The sequence below is a fragment of the Actinomadura rifamycini DSM 43936 genome (assembly GCF_000425065.1).
GTDB classification, from domain to species: Bacteria; Actinomycetota; Actinomycetes; order Streptosporangiales; family Streptosporangiaceae; genus Spirillospora; species Spirillospora rifamycini.
The window spans coordinates 1-16,000 of the sequence record NZ_AULB01000034.1 but is presented as its reverse complement, the minus strand read 5'-3'; the positions used below and the strand labels follow the sequence as shown (position 1 = coordinate 16,000).

The following is a 16,000-nucleotide window of genomic DNA, read 5'->3' as shown; positions in this document are numbered from 1 at the left end:
CGCGGTCTCAGGATGCGGCGGGGCGCGCGGCGGGGTCTTGAACGCTGTTGCGGTACGCGCCGGGGGTGACCCCGAGGACCCGGCGGAACCAGCGGGTGAGGTGCGCCTGGTCGGCGAAGCCGACGAGCGCCGCGGCGTCGGCCGGACGGTGCCCCGCGTCGAGGAGGGCGCGGGCCCGCGACACCCGGTGCTGCGCCAGCCAGGCGTACGGCGGCATGCCCATGACGTCGCGGAACGCGCGGAGCGCCTGGTAGCGCGACAGGCCGAGGTCGGCGGCGACCTCGGCGAGCGGCGGCGGCCGGATCAGCTCGCCGGCGAGGCGCTCGGCGACGCTCCGCGCGATCCGCGCGGCCCCCGGACCCGGACGTCCGGCCGCGGGGCCGCCGGTGCGCGGGATCGCGTGCCGCCGGACCAGCGCGCCGAACATCTCCAGCAGCCGGGTCTCGGCCTCCAGCGGGTCGTCGCCGGCGCGCAGGGCGCGGTGGGCGCGCCGCAGCGCGTCCGCCACCGCCGGGTCGTCGATGATCGGCTCCCGGAAGTGCGGCTCCGCGGCCCCCGGCGCGACCGCCCGCAGCAGCTCGGCGGCCGGGTACAGGGCGAGGTACGCGAAGCCCTCCGGCCGTGCCGGGCCGCCGGTGTGCGCCTCGCCGGGTTCGATCACGACCAGGGTGCCCGCCCCCGAGTAGACGTTCTCGCCGCGGTACCGCATCGTCTCGACGCCGTCGACGGTCACCCCGATGGCGTACTCGTCGTGGACGTGCGGCGCGTAGTGCCGGTGCCCGATGCGGGCGGTCAGCAGGTCGAGCGGGCTGCCCTGCACGCCGTGGACCCGCGTCCAGCTCACCCGGTCGGGCCCGTGCGGCGGGCGGGGGGCGGCTCCGCGCGCGGCGGCCGCCCGCGGCGGGTCAGGCGGAGAAGACGGTGCGGAGCCGCCAGCGGTCCCGGTCACGGCCGAGCTCCGCGACGGCCACCCCGTCGGCGCCGGTGACGCGGACCCGGTAGACCCGGCCGTCGCCGGGCGAGCCGTACGTCTTCAGCACCTCCTGCACCGCATAGCGCGACCCCCGCCATTCGTACGCGGTGAGCCGTCCGGCCGGGTCGTGCTCGGCGCGGACCGGCTCGTTCAGCAACTGCCCCATGGATCCGGGACCCTATCACGCGGTCGAACATATGTTCGCAGGTCAGTGCCGGAATGTCGCGCGCCGCCGCGGGCCGCCCGCGGCCGGGTCGAGCCGTCATCTCTTCCCCCCTCGCACCGCTCGCCGGGCCTCCCCCCGGCGGGTCGCCCCCGTGCGCGACCGGTGCTCGCCGGTCTGCGCGCGGGCCCGCCGGGGCCGCGTGCTCGGTGCACGGGCCGTCCCGCCGATCCGTGCCCCAGCGAACCACCAGTGGTTCGCGCACCGCCCACCATCCACAAACTGTGGATAACTTTCCGAACGGGCCGCCCCCTTCGCGACCAGCGCATGCGGGCATCTTCTCCACAGGAAATCCCCAGGCTGGGCGCAGTTTCGCACGCCTTCCGACGCTCGGGCGAGTCATCTCCACAGGTATTCAGATGACCGGGTGCCCACATGCATCGTCCACAGCCTGTGGATAACTTCTGTGCACACCCTGGGGATCTCCGGCCCGCTCGCCGTCCACCATTCTTCCCCAGGTTCGTCCCCAACCCCATGCCCGCCCGTCCACAGCGTGGATAACGCTCTCACCTCGACCGTTGCCGTGTTGTGACGCCTTGCGACCGGCCGGTTGCACAGGCTGTGGACAAACTCGGTCCACAGGCGGGCGAAGTCGGTGGACAACGTCGTCCACCGATAATCCCCAGCTCTGTCCCCAGTCCGCACCCGCCACGCGGGCCGTCGGACGCACTTTCTTCCGACCACCTGCACGGGCTTGACCTAGACAGACAGGTCTGTCTAGATTGCCTCTGCCGGGAACGTGATGCCGAGGAGGGCAATGAAGGTCATCGTCATCGGCGCGACGGGCGTGATCGGTTCGGCCGTCGGAGCCCTGCTCGCGGAGAAGCACGAGGTCGTCCGGGCGTCCCGGCGCGGTCCGGTCGCCGTCGACCTGGACGATCCCGCCACGGTCGACGCGCTGTTCGAGGCCGTCCCGGACGCGGACGCCGTCGTGTGCTGCGCCGCCAGTGCCCCGCTCACGCCGCTCGACGCCGACGCCGACGCGGCGGACGTCGTGCGGGCCAAGCTGCTGGGGCAGGTGCATCTGGCGCGGCGGGCGATCCGGCACCTGCGGGACGGCGGCTCGATCACGCTGACGAGCGGCGCCTTCGACCGCCCCGTTCCCGGTGCGTCGTTCGGCGCGCTGGTCAACGCGGGCCTCGAGGCGTTCGTCCGGACGGCGGCGGCCGAGCTCCCGCGCGGGCTCCGGGTGAACGCCGTCAGCCCCGGGTGGGTCTCCGAGACCCTCGACGCCCTCGGCATGGACGGCGCCGACGGCACCCCGGCGGCGGACGTCGCGCGGGCCTACGCCGAGGCCGTGGACGGGCCGGCGCAGGGCGAGATCCTCCGTCCGCGCCGGTGAAGGGCCGCCCGGCGGCCGCGCGCGAACCCGCCCGGGACCGGATCCTGCGCACCGCCGCCGAGCTGTTCTACGCGCACGGCATCCGGGGGGTCGGCGTCGACCGCGTCATCGCCGAGTCCGGGGTGGCGAAGGCGACGCTCTACGCGCACTTCAGCTCCAAGGACGAGCTGGTCCTGGCGTTCCTGCACCAGGCGGACGGCAAGTGGCGCCGCATGCTGCGCGAGGCCGCGGACGCCGCCGGCGACGACCCGCGCGACCGCCTCGTCGGCATGTTCGACGCCGTCGGGGCGGGGGACGGAACGGGCGACGACGGCGGTTTCCGCGGGTGCGTGTTCCTCAACACGGCGAGCGAGTCGGTGCCGGGCGGCGCCGTGCACCGGGCGACGGCCGAGCACAAGCGGGCGGTCCTCGCGTGGGTCCGCGACCTCGCGGACGCGGCCGGCGCGCGCGACCCCGGGGCGCTCGCCCGCGAGCTGACGCTCCTCCTCGACGGGACGATGGCCGCCGCGGCGCTCGAGTCCGTCCGCGACACCGTCCCGGCCGCCCGCCGCGCGGCCCGCGCCATCGTCGACCGGCACTTCTGACCGTCCGTCCGGTGCCGGGGCGGCCGGTCAGGGAGCGGGGAGTTCCGAGGACGCGGCCAGGTCTTCCAGACGGCGCAGTTCGTCGCTCGGGGCGGCGCGTTGCTCGTCGGTGAGCGGCACCGCGCGCGCTTGCGTCAGGACGGTACGGGCGTGTTCGGGGTCGTCGAGGTGGAGGGCCATGTCCGCGCGCATGGTGAGGGCCTTGAGGTGTTGGGGCGGGGTCAAGGTCTCGGTGCCGTTGAGGAGCTTGTCGAGGATCCTGGCTGCTCCCCTGTAGTCCTCCTTGGAGTCGCCCAGGAGGGCGGCCATGTGCAGGGCCTTCGCGACGGGCTCGGTGGGGATGGGGGCGTGTTCGAGATCGTCCGAGATCTGCTGGCCGATGCGGAGCTGCACGCCGTCGGGGTCGGTGAGCAGGAACTGCCGCATGCCGTACGTCATGTCCTTGAGGACGCCCATACGGGGCAGGCCGCGCGTCGGAATCCGTCCCAGAGCCTCCTTTAGGCCGCTGCGGAAGGACTCGTAGAGGGCGTCCACGTCGTCGGTGACGATGTAGCACATGTGCATGGACGCGGCGGGGTCGTGCTTCTTCCAGCCGTAGAACTGGAGCTCTACCTCACCGTGGCGTACGGAGAGGTAAGGGTTGGGACGGGTCTGCCAGGACGTCTGCTCGAATCCCAGCGCCTTGTAGAAGTCCCAGGTGTCGCCGATCGATCGGCACGGAAAGATCGGTATCGTCTTCTGGCCCATGGCGGCGAGCGTAGGCCGACGGCGCGCTGGTGGTCAAGTTTGAATAGCTAAATCGGTCGACCGCCGGCCGCCCGTCCGGACAGACTCGGGCGATGAGCACGTTGACGCTGTGGCGGCCGGTCGGCCCGGCCGAGTTGGACCTGCTGCGCGCCGCCGACTGGCGCGCGTGGCCGCCGCGGCTGCCCGAGCAGCCGATCTTCTACCCCGTCCTCACCGAGGAGTACGCGATCAAGATCGCGCGGGACTGGAACGTCCCGGCGCACGGCTCGGGGTTCGTGACGCGGTTCGAGGTGGACGCCGCGTTCGCCGCGCGCTACCCCGTCCGGCAGGCGGGCGGACGGACGATCCTGGAGCTGTGGGTGCCCGCGGAGGAGCTCGACGAGTTCAACGCGCACATCGTGGGCCCGATCGAGGTCGTGCACGAGTTCCGCGCGGACGGGACCGGTGGTGCGTGAGCGGGTCCAGGCGGCCGAACGGGTCCTGGACGGCCTGGCGGAGGCCACGCCGCGCGCCTGGCACCGGCTGGAGGGCGCGCTGCGGTCGTGGTGGTCGCACGGGCACCCCGGGCTGGACGGCCCGGGACCGCTCGGCGCGCTCGACGCGGCGGCGCCGAACCTCGGGGACGACCGCGTCCGGACCGTCCGCTGCTACCTCGGACTCAACGGATGAACACGAATGTCCACAGGTTGTGGATAACGCTCGTCCCCAGGGGTGGACAACCGGTGACGCAGCGTCGCCTCCGGATCTCCACAGGGCCCTCCTGCTGGGGAAACGCTTGTTCTCGCTGGTCGATGGACTGCACACACCCGCCGTCCACAATCTGTGGATAACTTGCTCCACACCCCTGGGGACGGCGCCGCGGCGGCGTCATCCCCAGGTAATCCCCAAGGATCGCGGTTATCCCCAGCCCCCGCCACCGTCCACACCGGACGGACGAACGGGACGTCAGACGCGCTCGGCGAAGCTCTCGACCTTCGCGATCGGGCCCGCCACCAGGATCACGTCGCTGTACTGCAGGACTGTGTCGGCCGTCGCGTACGTGAACTGCTCGCCCGGCGACTTCACGCACACCACCGTGACGCCGTGCCGGGACCGCAGCCGCGTCTCGCCCAGCGGCACGCCCTCGATGTCCTGCGGCGGATGCGTCTTCACGAGCGCGAAGTCCTCGTCGACCTCGACGTAGTCGAGCATCCGGCCGCTGACGAGGTGCGCGACGCGCTCGCCCATGTCGTGCTCGGGCAGCACGATGTGGTGGGCGCCGATCCGCTCCAGGATGCGCTTGTGCTGGTGCGTGACGGCCTTGGCCCAGATGTTGTCCACACCCAGCTCCACCAGGTGCGACGTCGTCAGGATGCTGGCCTCGAGGTCGCCGCCGATCGCGACGACGCCCCGGTAGAACTCGCCGACGCCCAGCTCGCGGAGGGCGTCGATGTCGGTGGAGTCGGCGGCGGCGATGTGCGTCAGCCGCCCCGACAGCGCCTGGACGACCTTGGGCCGGTGATCGATCGCGAGCACCTCGGTGCCGCGCTCGGCCAGTTCGAGCGAGAGCGCGGTGCCGAAGCGGCCGAGGCCGATCACCACGACGGGATCTCTTCTGCTGTCAGCCAACGGTGGGTCGCTCCTCCGGTAGTTCGCGGTGCCGGACGCGCGGATGCCGGAACCGCTCCGGCACGTGAAGCTACCGGCACGGCACCGGTGCCGGCACCACCGCCCGGCGGGCGCGGGACCGCGCACGCGGGCCGCAGGCGCCCGTACGCGGCCGGAGCGCGGCTCAGCCGACGATGGGCCGCTCCTCCGGGAGTTCGTACCGCCTCGTGCGCTTGCGAAGCGCGAGCGCCGTCGCCAAGGTCAGCGGGCCGATGCGCCCGACGAACATCAGCACGACCAGCATCACCTCGCCCGACAGCGGCAGATCCCCCGTGATCCCCGTGGAGAGCCCCACCGTCGCGGTCGCCGACACCACCTCGAACAGCACCCGGTCGAGGGTGTGGCCCGTCAGCGCCATCAGGACGATCGTCGCGACCGTCACGAGCCCGGCGCTCAGCATGACGATCGCCATCGCCTGCCGCGGCGTCCCCGCCGGCAGCCGCCGCGGCCCCACGTTGACGTGCGCGTCCCCGCGCATCTCCGCCCACAGGACGAACGCCAGCAGCCCGAACGTCGTCACCTTGATCCCGCCCGCGGTGCCCGCGCTGCCGCCGCCGATGAACATCAGGACGTCCGTCACCAGCCAGCTCTCCGGCCGCAGCGCCGACGTGTCCACGCTGTTGAACCCGCCGCTGCGGGGCATCACCGACAGCACGACGCCCGCCAGCCACCGCGTCGGGCGCGGCCGCGTGCCCAGCGTCTCGACGTTGTTCCACTCCAGCGCCGTGAGGACGAGCGCGCCGGCGACGAACAGGACCGTCGTCGTCCCGACGGTGACGCGCGTCAGGATCGACCACGTGCGGGGGCGCCGCCACCGGCGCGCCAGCTCGAACACCACCGGGAAGCCGAGCCCGCCGACCACGACGGCCGCGCAGATCGGCAGGCACATCCACGGGTCGCCGACGAACCGCGTGAGGCTGTCCGGCCACAGCGCCAGCCCCGCGTTGTTGAACGCCGACACCGCATGCCACGCACCGAAGTAGACGGCGCGGAACCAGGGCTCGTCGTACTTCTGCGCGAGGCGGACCGCCAGCACGGCCGCGACCACCGCCTCGCACGTCAGGCTGAACAGCACGACGTTGCGCACGACGCGGCGTACGTCCGTCATCTGGAGCGTCTTCGTCTCGGCCTGGGCCGCCATGCGCGCGCGCAGCCCCACCCGTCCGGACAGCAGGATCCCGAACAGCGTCGCCACCGTCATCAAGCCGAGGCCGCCGACCTGCATGCACCCCATGATCACCAGCTCGCCGAACAGCGACCAGTGCGTCCCCGGGTCCTGGGTGACCAGTCCGGTGAGGCACACCGCGGACGTCGCGGTGAACAGCGCGTCCACCGGGTCGGCGGACGGCTCGCCGGCGGTGGCGTACGGCAGCGACAGCAGGCCCGTCCCGATCAGGACGGTGATCCCGAACCCGGTGACGACGACCTGTGCCGGATGCTGGAAACGCTCCAGCAGGGCGGCGCCGCGGGGCTTCAACCGTCCGCCCCCGCCGAACCCGCACCGGACCGCCGCCGGGCGCGAACCACGCGATCAGCGCAGCAAACCACAGAACGCACGCGCCGACCGTACCGGCATTCCGTCCGTGCCCGGTTCGGTTCCGCCCCGGACGTCCCGCCCGTCCGGCTCAAAGGACGACCTGCAGGCTCACAACGGCCGCCCCCCGGTCCGGAAACGCGAAACCCCCCACCGATCCCGGTGGGGGGTTTTCGTGCTGGTGGGCCTAGGTGGACTTGAACCACCGGCCTCATCCTTATCAGGGATGCGCTCTAACCGACTGAGCTATAGGCCCGCACTGCGGCCGTCCTTGGCGGCGCAACGAGAGGTTACCCCATCTGGAGCGGCAACCGGAAATCGATATCGGACGGCCGCGGCGGAGCGGGCGCGCAGGGACTACTCGGCCTCCTTGAGCGTCACCTCGACACCGCCCACGAGATCCGCGGTGAGGTTGTAGATCACGGACCCGACCGTGGACAGGGCCGTGATGAGCAGGACGTTCAGCGCGCCCACCAGCACCGAGTAGCCGAAGACGCGGAAGAACGAGAACCAGCTCGCGGAGTCGACGCCGGTGGAGGAGCCGTCGTCGCCCTCGGTGAGGCTGTTGATCGTGTCGGTGAGCGCGTCGAACACGCCGAGGCCGGACAGGATCACGTACAGCACCACGACCGCGACCAGCAGCACCACGAAGCAGACCAGCGACAGGACGAAGCTGAACTTCATCACCGACCACGGCTCGAGGCGGGCGAGCTGCAGCTGCGCCTTCCGGGCCGGCTTCCCGTCGCCCTTGCCGCCCTTGCCCCCGGCCGGCTTGCCGGACGCGCCGCGCGCGGCCGCCGCGGGGGCCGGGCGGTCGCGCAGGACGGTGCCCGCGAACCCGCCGCCGGACGCCCCGGCGCCCGCCGCACCGGCACCGGACGGCGGCGGCTGCGAGCCCGCCGGGACGGGCGGGGCCGACGGGGCGGAGGGAGCGCTCGGGGAGGATGCGGGCGGCGGCTGCTCGGTGCGGCCCGCGGAGACGGAGGCGGCGGGCTCGGCGGGCTTGGTCCAGTCGGAGCCGGACGAACCGGACGAACCGGAGGTCGAGCCGCTCGACGACGAGCGGGCCGACGAGGTCGACGACGCACCGGTCGAGGACGGGCGGGCGGGCGCACCGGAAGCGGACGACGGGCTCTTCGCCCCGGACGTCCCCTTCGCGTTCGACGCGCCCGGAGCGTCCTTCGCGGAGCCCTTGCCCGCCGCCGTCTTCGAGCCCGACGACGAACCGGACGACCCCGTCGGGGACTTCGACGACTTCGCTCCCGCGGAGTTCGCCGACCCCTTCCCCGCCTTCCCGGGGTCGTCGACGACCGTGTCGTCCGCCGCCGCCGAACCGGCCTTGGAGCCCGAGCCCGAGCCGGAGCCCGACTCGGGCTCGTCGCCGACCTTGGCCAGGTCGGTCCTCGTCTCCTCGGCCGCCCGGCCGGCGTCGGCCTTCGTCTCGTCGCGGCCCGGCTTGGCGGAGGCGGCGGCGACCGTCCTGCTGCCGCCGCCGGACTTCCCCGCGCTCCCCTTGCCGGTGCCGCCCTTGTTCTCGCCGGGCTCGGTGCTCACGTGTCGTCCTCCTGGCCTAGCGGCGGGACGAGACCGGCTCCATTACTCGTCCTCGCCACTCTCGGCTTCCTCTGCGTCATCCATGGACTCTACGTTCCTCGCGATGGCCACGACGCTGTCCCCGTCGGCGAGGTTCATCAACCGCACGCCCATGGTCTGCCTGCCGGACTGCTTGATCTCGGCGGCGGTGGTACGGATGACGCCGCCGTTCGACGTCATCGCGAACACCTCGTCGTCCGGGCCGACCATGAGGGCCCCTACCAACGTGCCGCGCGCCTCAACGATCTTAGCGGTGAGGACTCCCTTACCCCCACGTCCTTGGAGCGGGTACTGGTCCACCGGCGTCCGCTTCGCGTAGCCGCCCTCCGTGGCGACCAGGACGTCCTGCTCGGTGCCCTGCACCACCAGCATGTTGAGGACCTCGTGGTCCTCCTCGAACCGCATGCCGATCACGCCGGACGTCGCGCGGCCCATCGGGCGCAGCGAGTCGTCGTCGGCGCGGAACCGGATCGCCTGCGCGCCGGTCGACACCATCAGCAGGTGGTCGTCGGCCGACACGAGCCGCGCCGCGATCACCTCGTCGTCGTCCACCAGGTTTATGGCGATGATGCCGCCGGTGCGGGGCGAGTCGAAGTCGCGCAGCGCGGTCTTCTTGACGCGGCCCTTCTTGGTGGCGAGGACGAGGTAGGGCGCCACGTCGTAGTCGCGCAAGTCCATGACCTGGGCGATGTGCTCGTCCGGCTGGAACGCCAGCAGGTTCGCGACGTGCTGGCCGCGCGAGTCGCGGCCGGAGTCCGGCAGCTCGTACGCCTTGGCCCGGTACACGCGGCCCTTGTTGGTGAAGAACAGGATCCAGTGGTGCGTCGTGGTGACGAAGAACTGGTCGACGATGTCGTCCTGCTTCAGCTGCGCGCCGCGCACGCCCTTCCCGCCGCGCTTCTGCGCCCGGTACAGGTCGGTGCGGGTCCGCTTCGCGTAGCCGCCGCGGGTGATGGTGACGACGACGCCCTCTTCGGCGATCAGGTCCTCGTAGGAGACGTCGCCGTCGAACGGGACGATCTGGGTGCGGCGGTCGTCGCCGAACTTCTCGACGATCGGTGCGAGCTCGTCGCCGACGATCCGGCGCTGCCGCTCGGGCGAGGCGAGGATGTCGTTGTAGTCGGCGATCTCCGCCATGAGCTTGTCGTACTCGTCGGTGATCTGCTGGCGCTCCAGCGCGGCGAGCTTGCGCAGCTGCATGTCCAGGATCGCCTGCGCCTGGATCTCGTCGATCTCCAGCAGGTTCATCAGGCCCTGCTGGGCCTCCGACGCCGACGGCGACCGGCGGATCAGCGCGATGACCTCGTCGATGCGGTCGAGGGCCTTCAGCAGCGCGCGCAGGATGTGGGCGCGCTCCTCGGCCTTGCGCAGCAGGAACCGGGTGCGGCGGACGATGACGTCGATCTGGTGCGCGACCCAGTGCCGGACGAACTGGTCGATGCGGAGCGTGCGGGGAACCCCGTCGACCAGCGCGAGCATGTTCGCGCCGAACGTCTCCTGCAGCTGCGTGTGCTTGTACAGGTTGTTGAGGACGACCTTCGCGACCGCGTCCCGCTTGAGGACGATCACGAGCCGCTGGCCCGTCCGCCCGGACGACTCGTCGCGGACGTCCGCGATGCCGTCCAGCTTCCCGTCCTTCACCCCGTCGGCGATCTTGAGGGCGAGGTTGTCGGGGTTGACCTGGTAGGGGAGTTCGGTGACGACCAGGCAGGTGCGGCCCTGGATCTCCTCGACCTCGACGACCGCGCGCATCGTGATCGAGCCGCGGCCGGTGCGGTACGCCTCCTCGATGCCCTTGCGGCCGACGATCAGCGCGGCGGTGGGGAAGTCGGGGCCCTTGATCCGCTCGATCAGCGCCTCGAGCAGCTCCTCGTCGGACGCGCCGTAGTTGTCCAGGTACCACCGGACGCCGTCGGCGACTTCCCGCAGGTTGTGCGGCGGGATGTTCGTCGCCATCCCGACCGCGATGCCCGCCGACCCGTTGACCAGCAGGTTCGGGTACCGCGACGGCAGGACGTCCGGCTCCTGCGAGCGGCCGTCGTAGTTCGGGGTGAAGTCGACGGTCTCCTTGTCGATGTCGCGCAGCAGCTCCATCGCCAGGGGCGCCATCCGGCACTCGGTGTACCGCATGGCCGCGGCCGGGTCGTTGCCGCGCGAGCCGAAGTTGCCGTTGCCGTCCACCAGCGGGTACCGCATCGACCACGGCTGCGCCAGCCGCACCAGCGCGTCGTAGATGGCCGAGTCGCCGTGGGGGTGGTAGTTCCCCATGACGTCGCCGACGACGCGGGCGCACTTGAAGTACCCGCGGTCGGGACGGTAGCCGCCGTCGTACATCGCGTACAGGACGCGGCGGTGCACCGGCTTGAGCCCGTCGCGGACCTCGGGAAGCGCGCGCGCGACGATGACCGACATCGCGTAGTCGAGGTAGCTCTTCTGCATCTCGACCTGGATGTCGACAGGTTCGATCCGTTCGCCCGGGTGGCCGCCCGCCGTGGTCATGTCCGTCACTTAGCTGACCTCTTCTGCTTGAAGGAAAGGAAGTACGTTCGCCGCTACGGTTCGGGCCGCTGGGAGCCCGGCCCGTCCCCGCACCTCAGATGTCGAGGAAGCGCACGTCCTTGGCGTTGCGCTGGATGAACTCGCGGCGCGGTTCGACCTCCTCGCCCATGAGCACGCTGAACAGCTCGTCGGCCTGGGCGGCGTCGTCGAGCTGGACCTGCAGGAGCACCCGGTTCTCGGGGTTCATCGTGGTGTCCCACAGCTCGTTGGCGTTCATCTCGCCGAGGCCCTTGAAGCGCTGCACCAGGTCGCGGGGGCGCGGGTCGCGCTTGCCGGCGGCGATGCCCGCCTCGATGACGGCGTCGCGCTCGGAGTCGGAGAACGCGTAGTCGACCTCGTTGCCCCGGGCGTCCCACTTGATCTTGTAGAGCGGCGGCTGCGACAGGTACACGTGGCCGGCCTCGATCAGCGGCTTCATGAAGCGGAACAGCAGCGTCATCAGCAGCGTGTTGATGTGGTGGCCGTCGACGTCGGCGTCCGACATCAGGATGATCTTGTGGTAGCGGAGCCGGGAGATGTCGAACTCGTCGTGCACCCCGGTGCCCAGCGCCGTGATGATCGCCTGGACCTCGTTGTTCTTGAGGATCTTGTCGATCCGCGCCTTCTCGACGTTCAGGATCTTGCCGCGGATCGGGAGGATCGCCTGGTACTGGACGGCGCGGCCGCCCTTCGCGGAACCGCCCGCCGAGTCGCCCTCGACGATGTACAGCTCCGACTGCGCCGGGTCGGTGGACTGGCAGTCCGACAGCTTGCCGGGCAGCGACGTCGTCTCGAGGAGGCTCTTGCGGCGCGTCAGATCACGCGCCTGCCGCGCCGCGACCCGCGCGCGCGCCGCCTGCGACGCCTTGTTGATGATCTCCTTGGCCTCGCCCGGGTTCTCCTCGAACCAGTCGCGGAGGTACACGTTGCAGGCGCGCTGGACGAACGACTTCGCCTCGGTGTTCCCGAGCTTCGTCTTCGTCTGCCCCTCGAACTGCGGGTCGGCGAGCTTGATCGAGATGATCGCGGTGAGGCCCTCGCGGACGTCCTCGCCGGTCAGGTTGTCGTCCTTGTCGCGCAGCAGCCCCTTGTCGCGGGCGTACCGGTTGACGATCGTGGTGAGCGCCGCCCGGAACCCCTCCTCGTGGGTGCCGCCCTCCGCCGTGTTGATCGTGTTGGCGAAGGTGTGGACCGACTCGGCGTACGACGAGTTCCACTGCATGGCGATCTCGACCGACATGCCCTCGGTGTGGTCCTCGAAGTAGACGACCGACTCGTGGACCGCCTCCTTGCGGGCGTTGATGTAGCGGACGAAGTCCTCGATGCCGCCCTCGTAGTGGTACCGGACGGTGCGCGGTCCGCCGTCCCCGTCCTCGCCGTCGGCGTGCTCGGGACGCTCGTCCCGCAGGGTGATCGCCAGCCCGCGGTTCAGGAACGCCATCTCCTGCATGCGCCGCGACAGCGTCTCGAAGTTCCACTCGGTGGTCTCGAAGATATCCGGGTCGGGCCAGAAGGTGATGCGGGTGCCGGTCTCCGACGTCTCCTCGCCCCGGCGCAGCTCCGTCTCCGGGCCGCGCCAGTTGTAGGACTGCCGCCAGACGTACCCGTCCGTGCGCACCTCGGCCTCGAGCCGGGTGGAGAGCGCGTTCACCACCGCTGACCCGACGCCGTGCAGGCCGCCGGACACCGCGTAGGACTTGCCGTCGAACTTGCCGCCCGCGTGCAGCGTGGTCAGCACCAGCTCGATGGCCGGGCGCTTCTCCACCGGATGCTCGCCGACCGGGATGCCGCGGCCGTTGTCGAGCACGCTCACGCCGCCGTCGGCCAGCAGCGTCACCACGATGTCGTCCGCGTAGCCCGCCAGGGCCTCGTCGACCGAGTTGTCCACGATCTCGTAGACCAGGTGGTGGAGGCCGCGCTCACCGGTCGATCCGATGTACATGCCCGGGCGTTTGCGCACCGCCTCGAGCCCTTCAAGGACAGTGATCGAACTAGCGTCGTACGCCAAAGGAGATCCTCCTGCCGGGGATGTCTGCCGCCCCGCGCCCGGAGGGAGCGCGGTGTGCCCCGTAACACACATGAGGGTGCCCCTGTGCTCCGATCACACCTGGTCAGAGCCCCGGGCACCCCACGGCGGCGCAGCATCCTGTACCCGATGTCATTCTACCGGGTCGCACGGCGAAAAGTGGCACTCACGCGGCGCTGTGTGCGCGTGTGGCGGGCGAGCGGAACCGGAGGCACATCCCCCCATGACTCTGGGGGAGTTCTCTGCCCTACGGCGCGCTCGTCGCCGAACTCGTCGCCCTGCATCCCGAACAGATGTTCTCACCCGGCACTGACAAGGTCGGCGGTTCCGGGACTCAGCGGGCGCGCCACGCCCCGCCCCGCCGCGGGCCCGACGACGGACCGACCACCTTCACCCGCCGGACCGTCCCGTGCCCCAGCTCCTGGTTCAGCCGCCGCACCAGGTTCGACGACAGCAGCCGCAGCTGCGTCGCCCACGTCGCCGAGTCTGCGGCGATCGTCAGCTCGCCGTCCTCGAAGTGCTCCGGCCGGGTGTGTTCTGCCAGCTCGGGCCCCACGATCCCCGCCCAGTTGCCGAACACGCCGCCGACCGCCGCGCGCTGCTCCCACCCGCGCGTCGCCAGCAGGTCGCGGATGGCGGCCCCGAACGGCTTCGGGTCGCCGCCGCGCCCCGGCTCCCGGCTCCGCGCCGGCAGGCCGCCGCCCTTGCGGCGGTTCTTGTGCCCGGGGAGGGTGCCCCGCTTCAGCGCGTCCGCCTTCGCCTGCGCCAGCGCCTCCCGCGCCAGCTCGATCCCCGACTTCCCGGACGCGGCCGGCGGGTCGGCGGGCGCCGGGGCGGCGTCGGCGGCCGCGGACTCGCCGTCGGCGGCCCCGCCCGCGTCCGGTGGATCCTCGCTCATGTCACCCTCCTCCCCACAGCCTGTGGAGAACATTCTCGCCGCACCCCACGACACCGCGACAGGACGAACCCGTCCGGCGGGGCGCACGCGGCGCACGGCCGTCCGCACACGATCGCCGGCGGGCCCGCGGCCCGGCGGCGCTCCGGCACCGTCCGGCGGGTCATTCCCGGACGACGCGGCCGTCCGCCACCGCGAACGTCGCGCCCGTCAGCTCGTCCGGCACGTCGGCGGGCACGGCCGCGGTGATCAGGACCTGCTCGGCCGGCGCGACCATCCCGGCGAGGCGGCTGCGGCGGCCCGCGTCCAGCTCGGCGAAGACGTCGTCGAGGATCAGCACCGGGTCGTCGCCGTCCGCGCGCAGCAGGTCGAACGCGGCGAGCCGCAGCCCGAGCGCGAACGACCACGACTCGCCGTGGCTCGCGTACCCCCGCGCGGGCAGCTCCCCGAGGCGCAGGACGAGCTCGTCCCGGTGCGGGCCCACGAGGCTGACGCCGCGCTCGAGTTCCTGCTTCCGCGTCTCGCCCGCCGCCGTGAGGAGCTGCTCGGCGAGCTTTCCACGGTCTGTGGACAACTCGGCGTCGCCCAGCGAGCTGCGGTACCGCAGGTCCGCCGCGCCGCCGCCGGGGGCGAGCGCCTCGTACGCGCGCGCGACGAGAGGACGGAGCGCGCCCACGAGGTCCAGCCGCGCGGCGAGCAGTTCGGCGCCCGTCCGGGCGAGGTGCGCGTCCCACACGTCCAGGGTGGCGAGGACCTCCGGGCCCGGTGCGCGGCGGTGCGCCGCCGCCGACCTGAGCAGGGCGTTGCGCTGCTTGAGCACCCGGTCGTAGTCGGACCGCACCCCCGCGAAGCGCGGCGCCCGCGCCGTCAGCAGCTCGTCCATGAACCGGCGCCGCTCCCCCGGGTCGCCCTTGACGAGCGAGAGGTCCTCGGGGGCGAACAGCACGGTCCGCAGCATGCCCAGGATCTCGCGCGGCCTGGGGACGGGCGACCGGTTCAGCCGCGCCCGGTTCGCCTTCCCGGGGTTGATCTCCAGCTCGATGAGGGCCTTGCGGTCGTCCTTCACCGCGCCGGCGCGGACGATCGCGCGCGGCGCGCCGTGCCGGACGAGCGGCGCGTCCGTCGAGGCCCGGTGGCTCCCGTGCGACGCGACGTAGCCGACGGCCTCGACCAGGTTCGTCTTCCCCTGGCCGTTCGGCCCCACGAACGCGGTGACCCCCGGCTCGAGCGCGACCTCGGCGGTCGCGTACGAGCGGAAGTCCTGGAGCGAGAGGTGGGCGACGTGCACGCAGACGAGCGTAGAGCCTCCCACCCCCTGCCCCGCCCAAACCGTCCGCACCGCCCGCCGCTACCGCGCAGTCCGGACGTTCGCCCGTCCCGCACGGAGACCACAGGCTGTGGACAACCCGCTCGGCCCGAGCAGCGCTCCTGCCCGCCGTCGACCGCCGGAACATCTCCGAGCCGTCCGCCCACCGGATCCGTCCGGCACGGCACACCCAGGACACGCCCATCGCTCCACCCCCGAGATCGTCCTCGGCCGAACGCCGAGGTTCGCAGGCCCGCCCTGGGGCCTGCCCCATCTCGAGTCTCCAGGGGCCGGCCCCGGGGGGCGCGAGAATCCACGGGCTGTGGATAACTTCCGTCGAACCTCGGGCCGTCGAACCTCGGGCCGTCGAACCTCGGGCCGTCGAACCTCGGGCCGTCGAACCTCGGGCCGTCAGACCTTGGGCGGGGTGACGTCGGCGCCGGGGGAGTCGGCGCCCTTGGCGGACTCGACGGCGTGGCCGCCGAACTGGTTGCGCAGGGCGGCGACGACGCGCATGGCGGGGGAGTCGTCCTGGCGGGAGGCGAAGCGGGCGAAGAGGGACGCGCTGATCGCGGGCAGCGGGACGGCGTGG

14 protein-coding genes, 1 tRNA gene and 1 pseudogene are annotated in these 16,000 nt (G+C 72.1%); 4 read left to right on the top strand and 12 right to left on the bottom strand.

Going from position 1 to position 16,000, the window contains the following annotated elements; all coding sequences use genetic code 11:
• Positions 1-7: 7 nt before the first annotated feature.
• Together H505_RS0128365 and H505_RS0128360 are read right to left on the bottom strand one after the other, a co-directional pair.
• The gene (locus tag H505_RS0128365; RefSeq protein WP_026404685.1) at positions 8-844 is read right to left on the bottom strand and encodes a helix-turn-helix transcriptional regulator; all 837 of its coding nucleotides are present in this window, start codon (positions 842-844) and stop codon (positions 8-10) included.
• Positions 845-905: 61 nt separating this feature from the next.
• Positions 906-1,139 carry a hypothetical protein gene (locus H505_RS0128360; RefSeq protein WP_026404684.1) on the bottom strand — a complete coding sequence of 78 codons (234 nt, stop codon included), beginning with the start codon at positions 1,137-1,139 and terminating at the stop codon, positions 906-908.
• An 814-nt stretch (positions 1,140-1,953) separates the two neighbouring features.
• Between H505_RS0128360 and H505_RS0128355 the strand changes: the two genes are divergently transcribed.
• Positions 1,954-2,538 carry a short chain dehydrogenase gene (locus tag H505_RS0128355; protein ID WP_026404683.1) on the top strand — a complete coding sequence of 195 codons (585 nt, stop codon included), beginning with the start codon at positions 1,954-1,956 and terminating at the stop codon, positions 2,536-2,538.
• Positions 2,535-3,122, top strand: coding sequence for a TetR/AcrR family transcriptional regulator (locus tag H505_RS0128350; protein WP_026404682.1), 588 nt, complete (start codon positions 2,535-2,537; stop codon positions 3,120-3,122). The genes H505_RS0128355 and H505_RS0128350 overlap by 4 nt, the downstream gene beginning before the upstream one ends.
• Before the next feature lie 27 nt (positions 3,123-3,149).
• On the opposite strand, the gene H505_RS0128345 is transcribed toward H505_RS0128350, so the two are convergent.
• Positions 3,150-3,869, bottom strand: a complete 720-nt coding sequence (locus tag H505_RS0128345) for a bleomycin resistance protein (RefSeq protein WP_026404681.1) — start codon at positions 3,867-3,869, stop codon at positions 3,150-3,152.
• Between the two features lie 92 nt (positions 3,870-3,961).
• On the opposite strand from H505_RS0128345, the gene H505_RS0128340 reads away from it, so the two are divergent.
• On the top strand, positions 3,962-4,324 hold the full coding sequence (locus H505_RS0128340; protein ID WP_026404680.1) for a hypothetical protein: 363 nt from the start codon (positions 3,962-3,964) through the stop codon (positions 4,322-4,324).
• Positions 4,317-4,538 carry a hypothetical protein gene (locus tag H505_RS0128335; RefSeq protein WP_157433155.1) on the top strand — a complete coding sequence of 74 codons (222 nt, stop codon included), beginning with the start codon at positions 4,317-4,319 and terminating at the stop codon, positions 4,536-4,538. Before H505_RS0128340 ends, H505_RS0128335 begins: the two co-directional genes overlap by 8 nt.
• Positions 4,539-4,814: 276 nt before the next feature.
• Here the strand turns inward: H505_RS0128335 and H505_RS0128330 are convergent, their stop codons facing one another.
• From H505_RS0128330 to H505_RS50730, 9 genes and pseudogenes are all read right to left on the bottom strand, one after another.
• Complete coding sequence (locus H505_RS0128330; protein ID WP_026404678.1) at positions 4,815-5,477, bottom strand: potassium channel family protein; 663 nt, start codon at positions 5,475-5,477, stop codon at positions 4,815-4,817.
• A gap of 163 nt (positions 5,478-5,640) precedes the next feature.
• Positions 5,641-6,993, bottom strand: coding sequence for a TrkH family potassium uptake protein (locus tag H505_RS0128325; protein ID WP_051301265.1), 1,353 nt, complete (start codon positions 6,991-6,993; stop codon positions 5,641-5,643).
• Positions 6,994-7,229: 236 nt separating this feature from the next.
• Positions 7,230-7,306, bottom strand: a tRNA-Ile gene (locus H505_RS0128320).
• A gap of 101 nt (positions 7,307-7,407) precedes the next feature.
• A complete protein-coding gene (locus tag H505_RS52795) occupies positions 7,408-8,604 on the bottom strand; it encodes a DUF3566 domain-containing protein (RefSeq protein WP_425248271.1) in 1,197 nt (398 codons plus the stop codon).
• A gap of 42 nt (positions 8,605-8,646) precedes the next feature.
• Complete coding sequence (gene gyrA / locus H505_RS0128310; RefSeq protein ID WP_034520277.1) at positions 8,647-11,142, bottom strand: DNA gyrase subunit A; 2,496 nt, start codon at positions 11,140-11,142, stop codon at positions 8,647-8,649.
• 94 nt (positions 11,143-11,236) lie between these two features.
• Positions 11,237-13,189, bottom strand: coding sequence for a DNA topoisomerase (ATP-hydrolyzing) subunit B (gene gyrB / locus H505_RS0128305; protein WP_245592649.1), 1,953 nt, complete (start codon positions 13,187-13,189; stop codon positions 11,237-11,239).
• Between the two features lie 352 nt (positions 13,190-13,541).
• Complete coding sequence (locus tag H505_RS0128300; RefSeq protein ID WP_026404673.1) at positions 13,542-14,105, bottom strand: DciA family protein; 564 nt, start codon at positions 14,103-14,105, stop codon at positions 13,542-13,544.
• A gap of 160 nt (positions 14,106-14,265) precedes the next feature.
• Positions 14,266-15,390, bottom strand: coding sequence for a DNA replication/repair protein RecF (gene recF / locus H505_RS0128295; RefSeq protein ID WP_026404672.1), 1,125 nt, complete (start codon positions 15,388-15,390; stop codon positions 14,266-14,268).
• Between the two features lie 429 nt (positions 15,391-15,819).
• Positions 15,820-16,000, bottom strand: a pseudogene (locus H505_RS50730) (6-phosphogluconate dehydrogenase); the annotation flags it as partial.